Raw genomic sequence first — 16,816 nt, forward strand, 5'->3', positions numbered from 1 at the left:
AAACTCTATTTTCTTTGTGGGTGGGTTGAGTGTAAATTCATTTTCATTCGTTTTTCAGGATGTAACCGGCAGCGTCGCGATTTGCGAACGCCGTCCCCCCGAGATGACCCAAGGCCATTCGATCTCCGACCGCATCGCGCGCAGCCTGCCCACGCTGACGCCGGCGCACCGCCGCATGGCGGAATACGTGCTGGCCAACCTGTTCCGCGCGGCCACCATGCGCATCGATGAGTTTGCCGCGGCGGTGGACGTGTCGGTGGCCACCGCCAACCGCTTCGCGCGGGCACTGGGCTTCGACGGCTATCCGCAGTTCCGTACCGAGCTGGTGCGCGGCTTCGAGGCCACGCTGGCGCCGGTCGAGCGGCTGCGCAGCGAGCTGGAACGGCCCGCGACCGTGGCCGAAGTGTTCGCCGCCTCGCTCGAGGATGCGGCCGCCAATGCCGAAGCCACGCGGCGCGGCATTGACGCGCAGGCATGCGAGCGCGCGGTCTCGGCGATCCTCGGTGCGCAACGCGTTTACGTGGCGGGCTTTGGCGCCAGCGGCTTTCTGGCCGGCCTGCTGCAGCATGGCCTGGAAATGCATTGCCGCATGGTCACCTCGGTTGCCGGCGCCGGCGGTGCCTCGCACGCTGCGCGCCAGCTGTTCAAGCTGCAGCCGAGCGACCTGCTGATCGTGATCGCCTTCCCGCGCTACGTAACCGACACCATCGAGCTGGCGCAGCGCGTCAGGGCGCACGGCGGCCGGGTGCTGGCGCTGACCGACGGGCCGACCTCGCCGCTGGCGCCGCTGGCCGATATCGCGCTGTACGCGCAGGCCGCCAACCGGCTCTCGGCCAATTCCGATGCGACCGTGCTGGCGCTGATCGAAGCGCTGTGCGGCGCGGTCGCGCACCGCGCCGAGCGGCCGGTCAAGGCAGCGGCCGAAATGACCGAATTCCTGCTGCCGTGGCTCTATGGCACGCCGGGCGCTGAACGCGCTGGCCGTGCCGGGCCAGCCGAGCCGCAGGCTACCGAAGAGCAGGCGGCGGGCACCACGCGCCGCCGCGCGTCCAACCTCAAGAAGTCCTGAGCCATCCCATGCAACAAGCAGTCATTGCCATCCACGGCGGCGCCGGCACCATCACCCGCGAGGCGATGGACCCCGCGCGCGAACGCGAATACACCGAAGCGCTGCAGCGGGTGCTGCAGGCCGGCCAGCGCATCCTGGCCGACGGCGGCACGGCGCTCGACGCCGTGACCGAGGCCGTGCGCCTGCTGGAGGAATGCCCGCTGTTCAACGCGGGCAAGGGCGCCGTGCTGACCCACGCCGGCACCTACGAACTCGACGCGGCGGTGATGGACGGTGCCACCCGCGATGCCGGCGCGGTCGCCTGCGTCACGCGGTTGCGCAACCCGGTGCTGGCGGCGCGCGCGGTGCTCGACCACAGCGAGCATGTGCTGTTTGCCGGCGCCGGCGCCGAGGAATTCGCCGCCGCGCAGGGGCTGGAGCTGGTGGCGCAGGATTACTACTTCACGCAGGCGCGCCACGAACAATGGCAGCGCGCCCGCGGTACCGCCGGCATGGCGCTGCTCGACCATGATGCCGCCGCACTGGCGGCGCGCAAGAACCCAGCCGTGCCGGCCGACCCGATCGACCCCGACAGCAAGTTCGGCACCGTCGGCGCGGTGGCATGCGACAGCCGTGGCAACCTCGCCGCAGCGACCTCCACCGGCGGCGTGACCAACAAGCGGGTGGGGCGCGTCGGCGATACCCCCGTCATCGGCGCGGGCTGCTATGCCGACGACTTGGTGGCGGTGTCGGCCACCGGCACCGGCGAGATGTTTATCCGCACCGTGGCCGCGCACGATGTCTCGGCACAGATGCGCTATGCCGGCCTGCCGCTGGAAGAATCGGCGCGGCGCGTGGTGATGGAAAAACTGGTCGCCATCGAAGGCCGCGGCGGGCTGATCGCGGTCGACCGCGCCGGCAACGTCACGCTGCCGTTCAACACCGAAGGCATGTACCGCGGCTTTGCCCGCGTGGGCGAGGCGGTCAACGTCTCGATCTACGGCTGACCCACGCCGCACCGGCAAGTCTTAGCACTCGCAGCAAACAAGGAGTTCCAGTGGCCACTATCCCTGCGCAACCGCGCGCATCCGCCTCCGGCATCGTCCTGCCGCCCGAGCGCGTCGTTTCGGTCGACGGGCTGAGCGTGCGCTTTGCCACGTCCGAACGCACCGTCGACGCCGTGCGCAACCTGTCGTTCCATGTCGACCGCGGCGAGACGCTGGCGGTGGTGGGCGAGTCGGGCTCGGGCAAGTCGGTCACGTCGCTGGCGCTGATGCGGCTGGTCGAGCATGGCGGCGGCAAGATCGCCAGCGGCAGCATGCTTCTGCGCCGGCGCGGCGGCGAGGTGATCGACCTGGCGCGCGCGGACAACGCAACGCTGCGCGGCGTGCGCGGCGCCGACGTGGCGATGATCTTCCAGGAGCCGATGACCTCGCTCAACCCGGTGTTCCCGGTGGGCGAGCAGATCGCGGAATCGATCCGGCTGCACCAGGGCAAGGGCCGCGCCGCGGCGCGCGCCGAGGCGCTGCGCATGCTGGAACTGGTGCGCATCCCCGAGGCGCGCCGCGTGCTGGAGCGCTATCCGCACCAGCTCTCCGGCGGCATGCGCCAGCGCGTGATGATCGCGATGGCGCTGTCGTGCAAGCCGGCGCTGCTGATCGCCGATGAACCCACCACCGCGCTGGACGTGACCATCCAGGCCGAGATCCTGCAACTGGTGCGCAGCCTGCAGGCCGAGATGCACATGGGCGTGGTCTTCATCACCCACGACATGGGCGTGGTGGCCGAGGTGGCCGACCGCGTGCTGGTGATGTACCGCGGCGAGAAGGTGGAGGAGGGCAGCTCCGACGACGTGTTCCGCGCGCCTGCGCATCCGTACACGCGCGCGCTGCTGTCGGCCGTGCCGCGCCTGGGCGCCATGAGCGGCACCGACCTGCCGGCCAAGTTCCCGCTGCTGCGCCTGGACAGCGAAAAGGCGGAGCAGGCTGCGCCGCAGGACACGGTGCAGCCCGGCGTCGCGCCGATCCTGCGCGTGCAGGACCTGGTCACGCGTTTCGACGTGCCCGGCGGCCTGTTCGGCCGCGTCACGCGCCGCGTGCATGCGGTGGAGAAAGTCAGCTTCGATCTCTATCCCGGCGAAACGCTGGCACTGGTGGGCGAGTCCGGCTGCGGCAAGTCCACCACGGGCCGTTCGCTGCTGCGGCTGGTGGAAAGCCAGAGCGGCACCATCGAGTTCAACGGCCAGAACATCAGCAAGCTGGAAGGCCCGGCGCTGCAGACCCTGCGCCGCAATATCCAGTTCATCTTCCAGGACCCGTTCGCGTCGCTCGATCCGCGCGTGCCGGTGGGTTATTCGATCATGGAGCCGCTGCTGGTGCACAAGGCAGCCAGCGGCAAGGAGGCCGAGCAGCGCGTGGCCTGGCTGCTCGACAAGGTGGGGCTGGACCCATCGCACGCGGCGCGCTATCCGCACGAGTTCTCCGGCGGCCAGCGCCAGCGCATCTGCATTGCGCGCGCGCTGGCGCTGAACCCCAAGGTGGTGGTGGCCGATGAGTCGGTGTCCGCGCTGGACGTGTCGATCCAGGCGCAGATCGTCAACCTGATGCTCGACCTGCAGCGCGAGCTGGGCATCGCCTTCCTGTTTATCTCGCACGACATGGCGGTGGTGGAGCGCGTCAGCCACCGCGTGGCGGTGATGTACCTGGGCCAGATCGTCGAGATCGGCCCGCGCCGCGCGATCTTCGAGAACCCGCAGCACCCGTACACGCGCAAGCTGATGTCGGCGGTGCCGATCGCCGATCCGGCGCGGCGCCACCTGCGGCGCGAGCCGCTGAACGATGAGATTCCCAGCCCGATCCGCGCGGTCGGTGACGAACCGGTGGTGCAGCCGCTGGTGCAGGTCACCGGCAGCGGCGCGCTTGGCCACTATGTCGCCCGGCATGCCGTCGGCGGCGCCTATTGAAGTCCTGGAAATAACGAAGCTACCAAGGAGATTCGACGATGTCTGCACGTATGGTTTCGCCCCGATGGATGGCCGGCGCCTTTGCCGCCGGCGCGCTCGGCATGCTGGCCGCTGCCCCGGCCTTCGCGGCCAAGGATGCGGTGATGGCGGTGGCTTCCACCTTCACCTCGCTCGATCCATACGACTCGAACGACACGCTGTCGCAGGCAGTCGGCAAGACTTTCTACCAGGGGCTGTTCGGGCTGGACAAGGACATGAAGCTGGTCAACGTCCTGGCCGACAGCTACGAGGTCAGCAAGGACGGCCTGACGTATACGATCAAGCTGAAGAAGGGTGTCAAGTTCCACGACGGCACCACCTTCGACGCCGCCGCCGTCAAGGCCAACCTGGACCGCGTCACCAACCCGGCCAACAAGCTCAAGCGCTACACGCTGTTCAACCGCGTTGCCAGGACCGACGTGGTCGATGCCAATACCGTCAAGGTCACGCTCAAGGAGCCGTTCTCGCCGTTCATCAACGTGATGGCGCATCCTTCGGCAGTCATGATCTCGCCGACGGCGTTGCAGAAGTACGGCAAGGAGATCGCCTTTCATCCGGTCGGCACCGGCCCGTTCGAGTTCGTCGAATGGAAGCAGCCCGATCACCTGAAGGGCAAGAAATTCGCCGGCTTCTGGAAGACCGGCTACCCGAAGATCGACACCATCACCTGGAAGCCGGTGGTGGACAACAATACCCGCGCCGCGATCATGCAGACCGGCGAGGCTGACTTTGCCTTCAGCATTCCATTCGAACAGGCCGCGGTGCTGAAGACCAGCACGAAAGTCGATCTGATTGCTTCCCCGTCGATCATCCAGCGCTACCTGAGCCTGAACACCACGGTCAAGCCGTTCAACGACCCCAAGGTGCGCCAGGCCATCAACTACGCCATCAACAAGGAAGCACTGGCCAAGGTGGCGTTCGCCGGCTATGCCGTGCCGGCCGAAGGCGTGGTGCCGCCGGGCGTGGACTATGCCGAGAAGCTGGGCCCGTGGCCGTATGACCCGGCCAAGGCGCGCGCGCTGCTGAAGGAAGCCGGCTACCCGAACGGCTTCGAGACCACGCTGTGGTCGGCGTACAACCACACCACCGCGCAGAAGGTGATCCAGTTCGTGCAGCAGCAGCTGCAGCAGGTCGGCATCAAGGCGCAGGTGCAGGCGCTGGAAGCCGGCCAGCGCGTGGAGAAGGTCGAAAGCGTGCAGAAGCCGGAAGACGCCGGCGTGCGCATCTACTACGTAGGCTGGTCGTCGTCGACCGGTGAATCGGACTGGGCGCTGCGTCCGCTGCTGGCTTCCGAGTCGATGCCGCCCAAGCTGCTGAACACCGCCTACTACAAGAACGACCAGGTCGATGCGGATATCGCCGGCGCGCTGCGCACCACCGACCGCAGCGAGAAGGCCCGGCTGTACAAGGACGCGCAGGAACGCATCTGGAAGGATGCGCCGTGGGCCTTCCTGGTGACGGAGAAGGTGCTGTTCGCGCGCAGCAAGCGGCTGACCGGGGCGTATGTGATGCCGGACGGGTCGTTCAATTTTGATGAGATTGATATCAAGCAGTGAGGGGTGTAGTGAGCGGCGCCACTTCGTTGAGGTGCCGGCCCTCACCCCCGCCCCTCTCCCGTGCGCGGGAGAGGGGAGAACACAACGGGTCGTTCCAGCTCCGGCGGTCTGCTCCCCTCTTCCGCATGCGGGAGAGGGGCCGGGGGTGAGGGCGGGCGCGGGCAGTACCCCAGCCGCCTCAAGGACCCTGACCCAACGAGCAGCAAAGCAGCAAGCCGACACAAGGCCGCCGGCCCGCGACGCGGGGTTCGCAGGCGGGCGGCCCGCGGCCTCGCTTGCTGTCATTCATTCTGGTGCTTCATGCTGAACTACTTCCTCAAACGAGTGCTGGGCGTGATCCCCACGCTGCTGATCGTGGCAGTGCTGGTGTTCCTGTTCGTCCACCTGCTGCCGGGCGATCCCGCGCGGCTGGCGGCGGGCCCCGAGGCCGACTCGGCCACGGTCGAACTGGTGCGCAAGGACCTGGGCCTGGACCGGCCGCTGCCCGAGCAGTTCGTCAACTTTTTCTCCAATGCGATCCGCGGCGAGTTCGGCCATTCGCTGCGCACCAAGCGTCCGGTGAGCGAAGAGATCGGCGACCGCTTCATGCCCACGCTGCTGCTGACGGTGGCGTCGATGGCGTGGGCGGTGGTGTTCGGCATGGTGATCGGCATCGGCTCGGCGGTCTGGCGCAACCGTTGGCCGGATCGGCTGGGCATGACGCTGGCGGTCTCGGGCATCTCCTTTCCGGCCTTTGCGCTCGGCATGCTGCTGATGGAGGTGTTTTCGGTGCAACTGGGCTGGCTGCCCTCGATCGGCGCCGAAAGCTGGAAGCATTATGTGCTGCCGTCGATCACGCTCGGCGCCGCCGTGGCGGCGGTGATGGCGCGCTTTACCCGCGCATCGTTCGTCGAGGTGCTGCAGGAAGACTTTATCCGCACCGCCCGTGCCAAGGGGGTGCGCGAGACGGTGGTGGTGGCCAAGCATGGCCTGCGCAACGCGATGATCCCGGTGGTAACGATGATGGGCCTGCAGTTCGGCTTCCTGCTGGGCGGCTCGATCGTGGTGGAGAAAGTGTTCAACTGGCCGGGCCTCGGCCGCCTGCTGGTCGATGCCGTCGAGATGCGCGACTACCCGGTGATCCAGGCCGAAGTGCTGCTGTTCTCGCTGGAATTCATCCTGATCAACCTGGTGGTGGACATGCTCTACACCGTGATCAACCCAACCATCCGCTACAAGTGAGGCCGGCATGACTGAGCTTTCCACGCCCGCCGCGAGCGAAGCGGCACCCGCTACCGCCCCCTCTGCTCCCATTGTGGAGGCCGTGCGCACGCCCTGGACCGAGTTCTGGCGCAAATTCCGCAAGCAGCACCTGGCGCTGGGCGCCGGCGTATTCGTGCTGCTGCTGGTGCTGGTCGCCATCCTGGCGCCGCATATCGTGCCGTACGACCCCGAGAATTTCTTTGACTACGACGCGCTCAACGCCGGCCCGTCGGCTGCGCACTGGATGGGCGTCGATTCGCTCGGACGCGATATCTTCAGCCGCATCCTCGCCGGCGCGCGCATTTCGCTGGCGGCGGGTTTCCTGTCGGTGATCATCGGCGCGCTGATCGGCACCGTGCTCGGGCTGCTGGCCGGCTACTACGAGGGCTGGTGGGACCGCATCGTGATGCGGGTCTCCGACGTGCTGTTCGCCTTCCCGGGCATCCTGCTGGCGATCGGCATCGTCGCCATCCTCGGCAATGGCATGACCAACGTGATCTTTGCGGTGGCGATCTTCAGCATCCCGGCGTTCGCGCGGCTGGTGCGCGGCAATACGCTGATGCTGAAGCGGCTGACTTACGTCGAGGCCGCGCGCAGCATCGGCGCGTCGGACTGGACCATCCTGATGCGCCATATCCTGCCGGGCACGGTGTCGTCGATCGTGGTGTATTTCTCGATGCGGATCGGCACGTCGATCATCACCGCGGCCAGCCTGTCGTTCCTGGGGCTGGGCGCGCAGCCGCCCACGCCGGAGTGGGGCGCGATGCTGAACGAGGCCCGCGCCGACATGGTGACCGCGCCGCACGTGGCGATCTTCCCGAGCCTGGCGATCTTCCTGACCGTGCTCGCGTTCAACCTGCTTGGCGATGGCCTGCGCGACGCGCTGGATCCCAAGATCGACCGCCGCTGATCCATGCAGACATCGACGCAGGGCGTGCCGCGCATCGGCAATCTGCCGGCGGGACCGCGCAACAGCATCGCTGACGTGCCAGGCGTGAGCGTGGGGCACTGCACGCTGGCGCAGGATGCGGTGCAGACCGGCGTCACCGTGATCCGCCCGCACCCGGGCGACATGTATCGCGACAAGGTGCCTGCGGCGGCTACCGTGCTCAACGGCTTCGGCAAGAGCGTGGGGCTGGTGCAGGTGGACGAACTGGGCGTGCTGGAAACGCCGGTTGCGCTGACCAATACCTTCTCGGTCGGCGCCGTGGCGCAGGCACAGATTCGCGCCGCGGTCGCCGCCAACCCGGAAATCGGACGCGCGTGGCCGACCGTCAATCCGCTGGTGTTCGAATGCAATGACGGCTACCTGAACGATATCCAGCGCATGGCCGTCGACGCCAGCCACTATGACGCCGCGCTTGCCGCAGCCGGCCAGGAGGTCGCGCAGGGCGCGCTCGGCGCCGGCCGCGGCATGTCGTCGTTCGGCGTCAAGGGCGGCATTGGCACGGCGTCACGCATGGTGCAGGGCTATTGCGTCGGCGCGCTGGTGCTGGCCAATTTCGGCACGCCGGAGTCGCTGACGCTGGCGGGCAAGCTGGTCGGGCCGCAGTTGCTGCAGCGGGTGCAGCAGCCCGAGGCGCTGGCGCAGCCTCTGCCGGAGCCTGAAAAGGGCTCGATCATCATGGTCGTGGCCACCGACGTGCCGCTGGACGCGCGCCAGCTGCGCCGGCTGTCGCTGCGCGCGGGCGCGGGGCTGGCACGCACCGGCTCGGTGTTCGGGCACGGTTCAGGCGATATCGCGCTCGCGTTCTCGACCGCCTATACCGTCCCGCACCAGGCTGACCGCGCGATGCCAGCGGTCGCCATGCTCCACGAAACGCTGCTCGACCCGCTGTTCCGCGCCGCCGCGGACAGTGTCGAGCAGGCCATCGTCCATGCGCTCTGGCATGCGGCGACGGTGCAGGGCCGCGACGGCCATGCCCGCCGCGCCTTGCTGGAGGTCATGCCAGAACTGTGCCAGTCCGCCTGATGAAGATCCTGATTTCCACCGATATCGAAGGCGTCGCCGGCGTCTTCCACGCCGAGCAGACCCGCCCCGGCAACGGCGAATACGAACGCGCCCGCGCCTGGATGACCGCCGAGGCCAATGCCGCCGTCGCCGGCGCCTTTGCCGGGGGGGCCACCGAAGTGCTTGTCAACGACTCGCATGGCGGCTTCCGCAACCTGTTGCCGGACCAGATCGACCCGCGCGCGCGGCTGGTGCTCGGCAAGCCGCGCTACTTCGGCATGATGGCCGGCGTGGAGGACGGCGCCGACGGCGTGCTGATGATCGGCTACCACGGCCGCGCGCAGGGCCGCGGCGTGCTGGCGCACACCATCAACAGCAGCGCCTTCGCCCGGGTCTGGCTCAACGGCACGGAGCTGGGCGAGGCCGGCCTCTACGGCGCGCTGGCCGGAGAGTCGGGCGTGCCGGTGCTGATGGCCAGCGGCGACGATGTCTTCGTGCAGGAAACCCGGCCGCTGATGCCATGGGTGCGCTTTGCCGAGACCAAGCGTGCCGGCGGCTTCGGCAGCGGCACCACGCTGTCGCCGGCAGCGGCGCGCGAGGCGATTCAGGCGGCCGCGGCCGACGGCGTGCGCGCCGCGGCGCAGGCGCAATGCCTGCGGCTCGACACGCCGGTGAACGCCCGGCTGCAGACCCTGACGCCGGCCCATGCCGACCTGTTCTGCCAGTGGCCCACGCTGGAGCGCCTCGATGGCGTGACCCTGGGCTTCCAGGCCGACTCCGTGCAGGGCGCGGTGCGCATGCTCAACTGCCTGTCGGCGATGTCGTTCATGCTGAAGTAGCGCCGCCGGGCAGCGGATCGTGCGGATCGGCGACAATAGCGGGTCCGCAGCCAACCCAGCCAACCCGGCACTACGCATTCGCATGACCCAGGCACACGACGGGGGCTGGATCCCCGTACGCAAGGATTTCGTCGACTTGGACACCCGCTGCCATGCGCGCGGCAACAGCCGCCGGCACCACGGTTTTCCGCACGGACAGGCCTATATCCTGCGCGACGCCGCCGGGCATGAGTATCCGTTCGGCGAAGATTGCGCCCGCGCCGCGGTAGTGCATCCCGGGTTGCTGCTGCAGGTGCCGGACTACACCGAGCGCGACGTGGTGCCCCGCACGGCCTTGCCCGATCCCATCCCCGCCGGCGCCCGGCGCGGGCGGCGCAGCGCGGCGGAGAACGCGGCGGCCGAGCGCCTCGCCGCTATCCGTTATTTGGTGCTGCGCATGGAAAAAGTGGCCGCCGTGCCGCGCGTGCAGCCCACCGTGCGCTTTCCCGCGCTGGACCCGGTCTACGAGCAATACCTGCGCACCGGCGAGGTGGCCACCGCGCAGGTGCGCCGCATCCTGGCGATCGAGCGTGCCCCCGGTACGCCGCCGCGGCTGCGCGCCACCAACCTGCTCGACGTCTATACCGCCCATGTCAAGCTGGAGCGGCTGATCGCCGCATCCAACAGCGTCGACAACATCCGCTTCCTGCGCGGCCTGCACGACTGGCTGGCGCGACACCTGGTGCTGACCGCCAGCCAGCTGGCCGCGGCGGGGATCGAGATGCATCCGCAAGCCTTCACCTCGCCTGGCATCTGGGGCGCGGGGACGGAAGCGGCAAGCCCGGCAGCCGCGGCAGGCTCGGCGCCGGCCGACCCGAACGGCTCGCTGTTCTAGCCCCCGTTCGGCAGTACTGGCAGCGCTGGCAGAACCGGTGGAAATGGCGTCTAATGGTTTGCATCGCCATCCGCCGGTGACGCCATGAGCCCTTTTTCTCGCAGCTACGCCGAAGCCCGCCAGAAATTCCTCGATGCCGCGCGCGCGGCCGGGGCCGACCTGGCGCAGTTCCCGCATCCGACCCGCCGCGGCAGCGCCGGCGAGGACCTGGCGATCGACGTGGCGCAGGCGGGCCCGCCCGGCGCGCGGCAGTGCCTCATGGTGACTTCCGGCACCCATGGCGCCGAGGGCTTCGCCGGCTCCGGCGCGCAGATTGCGATGCTGAACGACTCCGCGCTGCTCGCAGATTGCGCCGCCGCGGGCACCAGCCTGCTGCTGGTCCATGCCATCAATCCTTACGGCTTCTCGCATCTGCGCCGGGTCAATGAAGACAACGTCGACCTGAACCGAAACTTCATGGATTTCTCGCAGCCGCTGCCGCACAACGGGCCTTATGCGGAGATCGCGCCGCTGCTGCTGCCGGCGCAATGGCCGCCGTCCGACGCCGACCAGGCGCAGCTGATGAAGACCGTGGCCGAGCGCGGCATGGCGTGGTACCAGGCCGCGCTGAGCGGCGGCCAGTACCAGGACCCGGACGGCATGTTCTTCGGCGGCATCAAGGCGACCTGGAGCAACTACACGCTGTGCCGCATCCTGGCGCGCTTTGGCGCGGGCCGCGAGTCGCTGCGCTGGATCGATGTGCACACCGGCCTGGGACCGTGGGGCTATGGCGAGCCGATCCACATGGGCCCGGACACGCCCGAGTCGCTGACGCGCACGCGCGCAATCTGGGGCAGCAGGGTGACGTCGATCTATGACGGCTCGTCGACCTCGGCCAACCTGTCCGGGCTGGCCTGGCATGCGGTGCCGCAGACGCTGCCGGGGATCGACTATGCCGGCATCGCGCTGGAATTCGGCACGCTGCCGGTGGGCGAAGTGCTGGACGCGCTGCGCGGCGACCACTGGCTGCACCGGCACCCCGAGGCGGACGAGAACCAGCGCGCGCTGCTGCGCCGGGCGATGTGGCAGGCCTTCTATGGCGATGCCGATGACTGGCGCGACGGCGTGGTGACGCAGGTGACCGACGCCGTGCGCAGCACGCTGGCCGCGGCCTGAGCTCGGCCTGATTCTGGCCATAGCGGAACCGTATCGCGCATTCGAAATCGTTCAGTACAGGGCGCAAGCCGCTTCTGGTAATGTCTCGGACTTGGCTGTAGAGTGCCGTCAAAGGCACCACTGGTCTGCGCGTCAGCTGCGGGCCGGGCAGTCACAACGAAACGCCCACAAGAATCGCCACCAAGAACAAGACGGAAGGGGGTCCCCGGCCGGCCAGCGGCGCAGCGCAAGCGCCGGCACCGGCAAGGCGCGCGGCGCCGCTTCCGGCATCAGCTCGGCGGGAGGCCGGCGCGATGACGCTCTACGAACTCAAGCCCAGGTTCCAGGCATGGCTGCGCCCGGTGGTGCAGGACCTTGCCCATCGCGGCGCCACCGCCAACCAGGTCACGGTCGCCGCGGCCGCCGGCTCTCTCGCGGTCGGCGTGCTGGCCGCCATTGGCATGCTGGTAACCGAGAGCCCGGCGCTGTTCCTGCTGTTTCCCTTCTGGCTGTTCCTGCGCATGGCGCTCAATGCCATCGACGGCATGCTCGCGCGCGAGCACGGCCAGCAGAGCGCGCTCGGCGCCTACCTCAACGAACTTGGCGACATCGTCTCGGACCTGGCGCTGATCCTGCCGCTGGCGGCGCTGCCGGATTTCGGGCTGGCGCAGGTCGGCACCTTTGCGCTGCTGGCGGTGATGGCCGAGGCCGCCGGCCTGGCCGGGCCCCTTGCCGGCGCCAGCCGGCGCTACGACGGCCCGCTTGGCAAGAGCGACCGTGCCTTCGCAGTCGGGGCCATCGCGTTGTGGGCGGGGCTGGGGCTGGGCTTCGGCGGTGCCGCTTCCTGGCTGTGGCTGGCGCTGTCCTTGCTGTCGCTGTACACCATTGCCAATCGCGTGCGCCGCGGCGTTGCCGAGGCGCGTGCCCGCACCGCAGGCTGAAGCCATGGACCGAGCCGCTATCCGCCAGCCGCAGGAGCGGCATTTCCAGACCCATGACGGCCAGGCGCTGTTCTACCGCCACTGGCCTGCGGTGGAGGGCCCGGCGCGCGGCGCCGTGGTGCTGTTCCACCGCGGCCACGAGCATTCCGGGCGTGTCGCCCACCTGGCCGACGAGCTGAACCTGCCGGGCTACGACATCTTCGCCTGGGATGCGCGTGGCCACGGGCGCTCGCCCGGCGAGCGTGGCTACAGCCCCAGCCTGGCGGATTCGGTGCGCGATATCCAGACGTTTACCCAGCATATCGCCGAGGCGCACGGCATCCCGCTGGAGCGTACCGCGGTCATTGCGCAAAGCGTCGGGGCGGTGCTGGCCGCCACGTGGGTGCACGACTACGCGCCGCCGATTCGCGCGCTGGTGCTGGCCTCGCCGGCCTTCAAGGTCAAGCTGTACGTGCCGTTCGCGCGGCCGGGACTGAAGCTGATGCACCGGCTGCGCGGCAGGTTCTTCGTCAACAGCTACGTCAAGGCGAAGTTCCTGACGCACGATCCCGGGCGCATCGCCAGTTATGACACCGATCCGCTGATCACGCGGCCGATCGCGGTCAATATCCTGCTGGACCTGTACGAGACCGCGGAACGCATCGTCGCCGATGCCGCCGCAATCACGGTGCCGACGCAGCTGCTGATCTCCGGCGCCGACTGGGTCGTGCACCGCGGGCCGCAGGACCGCTTCTACGAGCGGCTGGGCGCGCGCACCAAGGAACGCATCGTGCTGGAGGGGTTTTTCCACGACACGCTGGGCGAGCACGACCGCAAGCTGGCCGTGGACGCGGCGCGGCGCTTTATCGTGCGCGAGTTCGACACGCCGTCGCCGCCGCGCTCGCTGCTGGAGGCCGACCTGATCGGCCCGTTCCGGGAAGAATCGGACCGGCTGGCGTCCGCGCCGGGCGGGCTGGCGGCCTGGTGCTGGCGCGCAGCGCGTGCCAACCTGAAGCTTGGCGGGATGCTGTCGGACGGCGTGCGGCTCGGGCATGAGACCGGTTTCGACTCGGGCTCGACGCTCGACTACGTTTACCGCAATACGCCGTCGGGACGCGGCCAGCTGGGCCGGCTGGCCGACGCGCAATACCTCGACGCCATTGGCTGGCGCGGCATCCGCCAGCGCAAGGTCCACGCCGAAGCGCTGATCGCCGAGGCCGTGCGGCGGCTGCGTGCGGCCGGCATGCCGGTGCGCATGGTCGATATCGCCGCCGGGCACGGGCGCTATGTGCTGGAGGCGCTGGGTGCGCTGGACGGCGGCGCCGGGGCGGTCGAATCGATCCTGCTGCGCGACTACAGCCAGCTCAACGTCGAACAGGGCAGGGCGCTGATCGCAGCCAAGGGACTGCAGGGAGTCGCCCGCTTCGAACAGGGCGATGCCTTTGACGGCGAGAGCCTGGCGGCGCTGGCCCCGGCGCCGACACTGGCCGTGGTGTCGGGCCTGTACGAGCTGTTCCCGGAAAACGCGATGGTGCGCCGCTCGCTGGAAGGGCTGGCGCGCGCTGTGCCGCCTGGCGGCTATCTGGTCTACACCGGCCAGCCCTGGCATCCGCAGCTTGAATTCATCGCCCGCGCGCTGACCAGCCACCGCGGCGGCGCCGCCTGGGTGATGCGGCGCCGTTCGCAGGCCGAGATGGACGAACTGGTGCGCGCCGCCGGCTTCGACAAGGTGAGCCAGCGCATCGACCCGTGGGGCATCTTCACCGTCAGCCTGGCGCGCAGGCGCGAAGCATGAGCACGCTGCCCGCCGACGCGGCTGCCGCGGCCCCCACGGGTGAACGTCCCTGGGGTTTGGCCTGCCTGCTGCTGGCGCTGGCCGGCGCGTTTTTCTTTTCCAGCTACGGCTTTGCCAACTGGCTCGCGAGCCAGCGCGCGCAGGTGCCAACGGTCTATTTCGGCTGGGAACGCGGCATCCCGTTCCTGCCGTGGACCATCATCCCGTACTGGTCGATCGACCTGCTGTATGGCGTCTCATTCTTCCTGTGGCATACGCGCGCGGCACTGGTCACGCACGTCAGGCGGCTGGTGCTGGCGCAGCTGGTCTCGGTGGCGTGCTTTATCGCCTTCCCGCTGCGCTTCAGCTTCGAGCGGCCGCAGGCGGACGGGCTGCCGGGGCGGCTGTTCGCGCTGCTGGGCGGCTTCGACCTGCCGTTCAACCAGGCGCCGTCACTGCATATCAGCCTGCTGGTGATCCTGTGGGTCGCGTACGCGGCGCACCTGCGCGGCGGATGGCGCTGGCTGCTGCATGGCTGGTTCGCGCTGATCGGCATGTCGGTGCTGACCACATGGCAGCATCACCTGATCGACGTGCCGACCGGGGCGCTGGTTGGCTGGCTGTGCGTTTACCTGTTTCCGATGCGGCTGCCGGAAGTTGCGGCGTGCTTGCCCGATGCGCGCACGCGCCAGCTTTCGCGGCGCTATGCGGCTGGCGCGGTCGTGGCACTGCTGTGCGCGGTACTGGCGGTGGGATTGTCCTTGACGCTGGCGTTCCTGCTGCTGTGGGCCGTGCTGGCGCTGGCCTGCGTTGCGCGCATCTACGCGCTGGCCGCGCCGGCCTGGTTCCTGAAGAATGCCGAGGGCCTGATGGCGCAGGCGGCACGCTGGGTGCTGGCGCCATACCTGCTCGGCGCGTTCCTGAACTCGCGCTGGTGGACCCGGCGAGCGCCGCAGGCCAGCCGCATCGCCGACGGCGTCTGGGTCGGCCGCTTCCCGACCGGTGCCGAACTGCGCGCATTGGGCACCGATGCTGTGGTCGACCTTAGCGCCGAACTGCCGCGCGCCGCCTCCGGTCCCGGGCTGGCCTATCGCTGTGTGCCGGTGCTGGACCTGACCGTGCCGAGCGCGCAGCAACTGGAGCAGGCCGTGGCGCAACTCGACGCATGGCACGCGCAAGGGCGCCGGATACTGGTGAGCTGCGCACTGGGTTATTCGCGCAGCGCGCTGGTGGCGGCCGCATGGATGGCACGCCGGCAGGGGGTGCGCGATGCCGCGGCGGCGCTGGCTGCTTTACGCGCGCACCGGCCCGCGGTGGTGCTGGGGCGCGAGCACGCCGCCGCGCTGCAGGCATGGCTGGACCAGTATCCGACAGCGGAGGCTGCCGATGGCCGCTGATGGCGCACGCAGCAGTTCCTCGGAGGCCTGGATCGCGCACGCCGTCACCGGCGCGCTGTCCGGTGCGCTCTGGATCGGCGTGGTCGGACTGGCCTTCGCGCCGGCTTCCCTCTGGCTGTCCGCCAGCCCCGCATTGTCTGCACTGCCGTTGCTGGTGGCACTGGCCCAGCTCTGGCTGCTGCTCCGCGTCGCGATCGACCGGCGCCTGTTCGACGCGCTGGCCGCTTCGGCCGACCGCGAAGGCCAGGCGGACCTGGCCGGACTCGACGGCGCGCTGACCGGACTGGGCTGGATCGCATCCGAGCGCACTGGCCGCCCGCTGCCCGAACGCGCACGCGGCGCGATGCGGCTGGTGCGCGCCAGCGTGGTACTGGCCGCAGTCCAGCTGTGCCTGTCCCTGCTGATCTTGCTGCTGAGGTAACAACGCCATGTGGATCGCCCGTGCCACCGCGCGCGCCATCATCGCTTTCGCCCGCCTGCTGACCGGCATGCGCGCCAACTGGCAGGGCTGCATCCCGGCCGCGGTGCAGCGCGTGTACTTTGCCAACCACAGCAGCCATGGCGACTTCGTGCTGATCTGGGGCTGCCTGCCGCCCGACCTGCGCACCGGCACGCGCCCGGTGGCCGGCGCCGATTACTGGGACCGCTCGCCGCTGCGGCGCTTTATCGGCCGCGACGTATTCCGCGCGTTGCTGATCGACCGCATGCGCAGCGATCCGGGCAACGACCCGGTGGCACTGATGCGTGGCGCGCTGGAAGGCGGCGATTCGCTGATCCTGTTCCCCGAAGGCACGCGCAATACCACCGATGCGCGGCTGCTGCCGTTCAAGAGCGGCATCTACCACCTGGCGCGCGCTTGTCCGGCAGTGGAGTTCGTGCCGGTCTGGATCGACAACCTCAACCGCGTCATGCCCAAGGGCGAGGTCGTGCCGGTGCCGCTGCTATGCACCGTGACCTTCGGCCGGCCGGTACTGGTGGGCGACGGCGAGGACAAGGAGAGCTTCCTTTCCCGCTGCCGCGGCGGCCTGCTCGCGCTGGCCCCTGAACTGGACTGATGGCGGAACGATAGCGGAAAGATGA

The 16,816-nt window shown here is 69.1% G+C and carries 15 protein-coding genes; all 15 read left to right on the forward strand.

The window, feature by feature from the left end:
• Positions 1–103: 103 nt before the first annotated feature.
• The 15 genes from J8I82_RS01915 to J8I82_RS01985 all read left to right on the forward strand — a co-directional run bounded on the left by J8I82_RS01915 (position 104) and on the right by J8I82_RS01985 (position 16,791).
• Positions 104–1,069 carry a MurR/RpiR family transcriptional regulator gene (locus J8I82_RS01915; RefSeq protein WP_209754131.1) on the forward strand — a complete coding sequence of 322 codons (966 nt, stop codon included), beginning with the start codon at positions 104–106 and terminating at the stop codon, positions 1,067–1,069.
• Between the two features lie 8 nt (positions 1,070–1,077).
• A complete protein-coding gene (locus J8I82_RS01920; protein ID WP_209754132.1) occupies positions 1,078–2,055 on the forward strand; it encodes an isoaspartyl peptidase/L-asparaginase family protein in 978 nt (325 codons plus the stop codon).
• Between the two features lie 50 nt (positions 2,056–2,105).
• Positions 2,106–4,010 carry a dipeptide ABC transporter ATP-binding protein gene (locus J8I82_RS01925; RefSeq protein ID WP_284182798.1) on the forward strand — a complete coding sequence of 635 codons (1,905 nt, stop codon included), beginning with the start codon at positions 2,106–2,108 and terminating at the stop codon, positions 4,008–4,010.
• A 50-nt stretch (positions 4,011–4,060) separates the two neighbouring features.
• On the forward strand, positions 4,061–5,605 hold the full coding sequence (gene gsiB, locus J8I82_RS01930) for a glutathione ABC transporter substrate-binding protein GsiB (protein WP_431831521.1): 1,545 nt from the start codon (positions 4,061–4,063) through the stop codon (positions 5,603–5,605).
• A 300-nt stretch (positions 5,606–5,905) separates the two neighbouring features.
• Positions 5,906–6,826, forward strand: a complete 921-nt coding sequence (gene gsiC / locus J8I82_RS01935) for a glutathione ABC transporter permease GsiC (RefSeq protein ID WP_209754134.1) — start codon at positions 5,906–5,908, stop codon at positions 6,824–6,826.
• Positions 6,827–6,833: 7 nt separating this feature from the next.
• Positions 6,834–7,757, forward strand: coding sequence for a glutathione ABC transporter permease GsiD (gsiD, locus tag J8I82_RS01940; RefSeq protein WP_209754135.1), 924 nt, complete (start codon positions 6,834–6,836; stop codon positions 7,755–7,757).
• A gap of 3 nt (positions 7,758–7,760) precedes the next feature.
• Complete coding sequence (locus J8I82_RS01945) at positions 7,761–8,819, forward strand: DmpA family aminopeptidase (protein WP_209754136.1); 1,059 nt, start codon at positions 7,761–7,763, stop codon at positions 8,817–8,819.
• Positions 8,819–9,637 carry a M55 family metallopeptidase gene (locus J8I82_RS01950; protein WP_209754137.1) on the forward strand — a complete coding sequence of 273 codons (819 nt, stop codon included), beginning with the start codon at positions 8,819–8,821 and terminating at the stop codon, positions 9,635–9,637. The genes J8I82_RS01945 and J8I82_RS01950 overlap by 1 nt, the downstream gene beginning before the upstream one ends.
• 82 nt (positions 9,638–9,719) lie before the next feature.
• On the forward strand, positions 9,720–10,511 hold the full coding sequence (locus J8I82_RS01955; protein ID WP_209754138.1) for a hypothetical protein: 792 nt from the start codon (positions 9,720–9,722) through the stop codon (positions 10,509–10,511).
• An 84-nt stretch (positions 10,512–10,595) separates the two neighbouring features.
• Positions 10,596–11,666 carry a M14 family metallopeptidase gene (locus tag J8I82_RS01960; RefSeq protein WP_209754139.1) on the forward strand — a complete coding sequence of 357 codons (1,071 nt, stop codon included), beginning with the start codon at positions 10,596–10,598 and terminating at the stop codon, positions 11,664–11,666.
• 293 nt (positions 11,667–11,959) lie between these two features.
• Positions 11,960–12,586, forward strand: coding sequence for a CDP-alcohol phosphatidyltransferase family protein (locus J8I82_RS01965; RefSeq protein ID WP_209754140.1), 627 nt, complete (start codon positions 11,960–11,962; stop codon positions 12,584–12,586).
• A gap of 4 nt (positions 12,587–12,590) precedes the next feature.
• On the forward strand, positions 12,591–14,360 hold the full coding sequence (locus J8I82_RS01970; protein ID WP_209754141.1) for a bifunctional alpha/beta hydrolase/class I SAM-dependent methyltransferase: 1,770 nt from the start codon (positions 12,591–12,593) through the stop codon (positions 14,358–14,360).
• Complete coding sequence (locus J8I82_RS01975; RefSeq protein WP_209754143.1) at positions 14,357–15,736, forward strand: phosphatase PAP2/dual specificity phosphatase family protein; 1,380 nt, start codon at positions 14,357–14,359, stop codon at positions 15,734–15,736. The genes J8I82_RS01970 and J8I82_RS01975 overlap by 4 nt, the downstream gene beginning before the upstream one ends.
• Positions 15,726–16,157, forward strand: coding sequence for a hypothetical protein (locus tag J8I82_RS01980; protein ID WP_209754145.1), 432 nt, complete (start codon positions 15,726–15,728; stop codon positions 16,155–16,157). Before J8I82_RS01975 ends, J8I82_RS01980 begins: the two co-directional genes overlap by 11 nt.
• A 7-nt stretch (positions 16,158–16,164) precedes the next feature.
• On the forward strand, positions 16,165–16,791 hold the full coding sequence (locus J8I82_RS01985; RefSeq protein ID WP_209754146.1) for a lysophospholipid acyltransferase family protein: 627 nt from the start codon (positions 16,165–16,167) through the stop codon (positions 16,789–16,791).
• Positions 16,792–16,816 lie beyond the last annotated feature (25 nt).

It is taken from the genome of Cupriavidus consociatus, from assembly GCF_017814975.1.
GTDB lineage: Bacteria > Pseudomonadota > Gammaproteobacteria > Burkholderiales > Burkholderiaceae > Cupriavidus > Cupriavidus consociatus.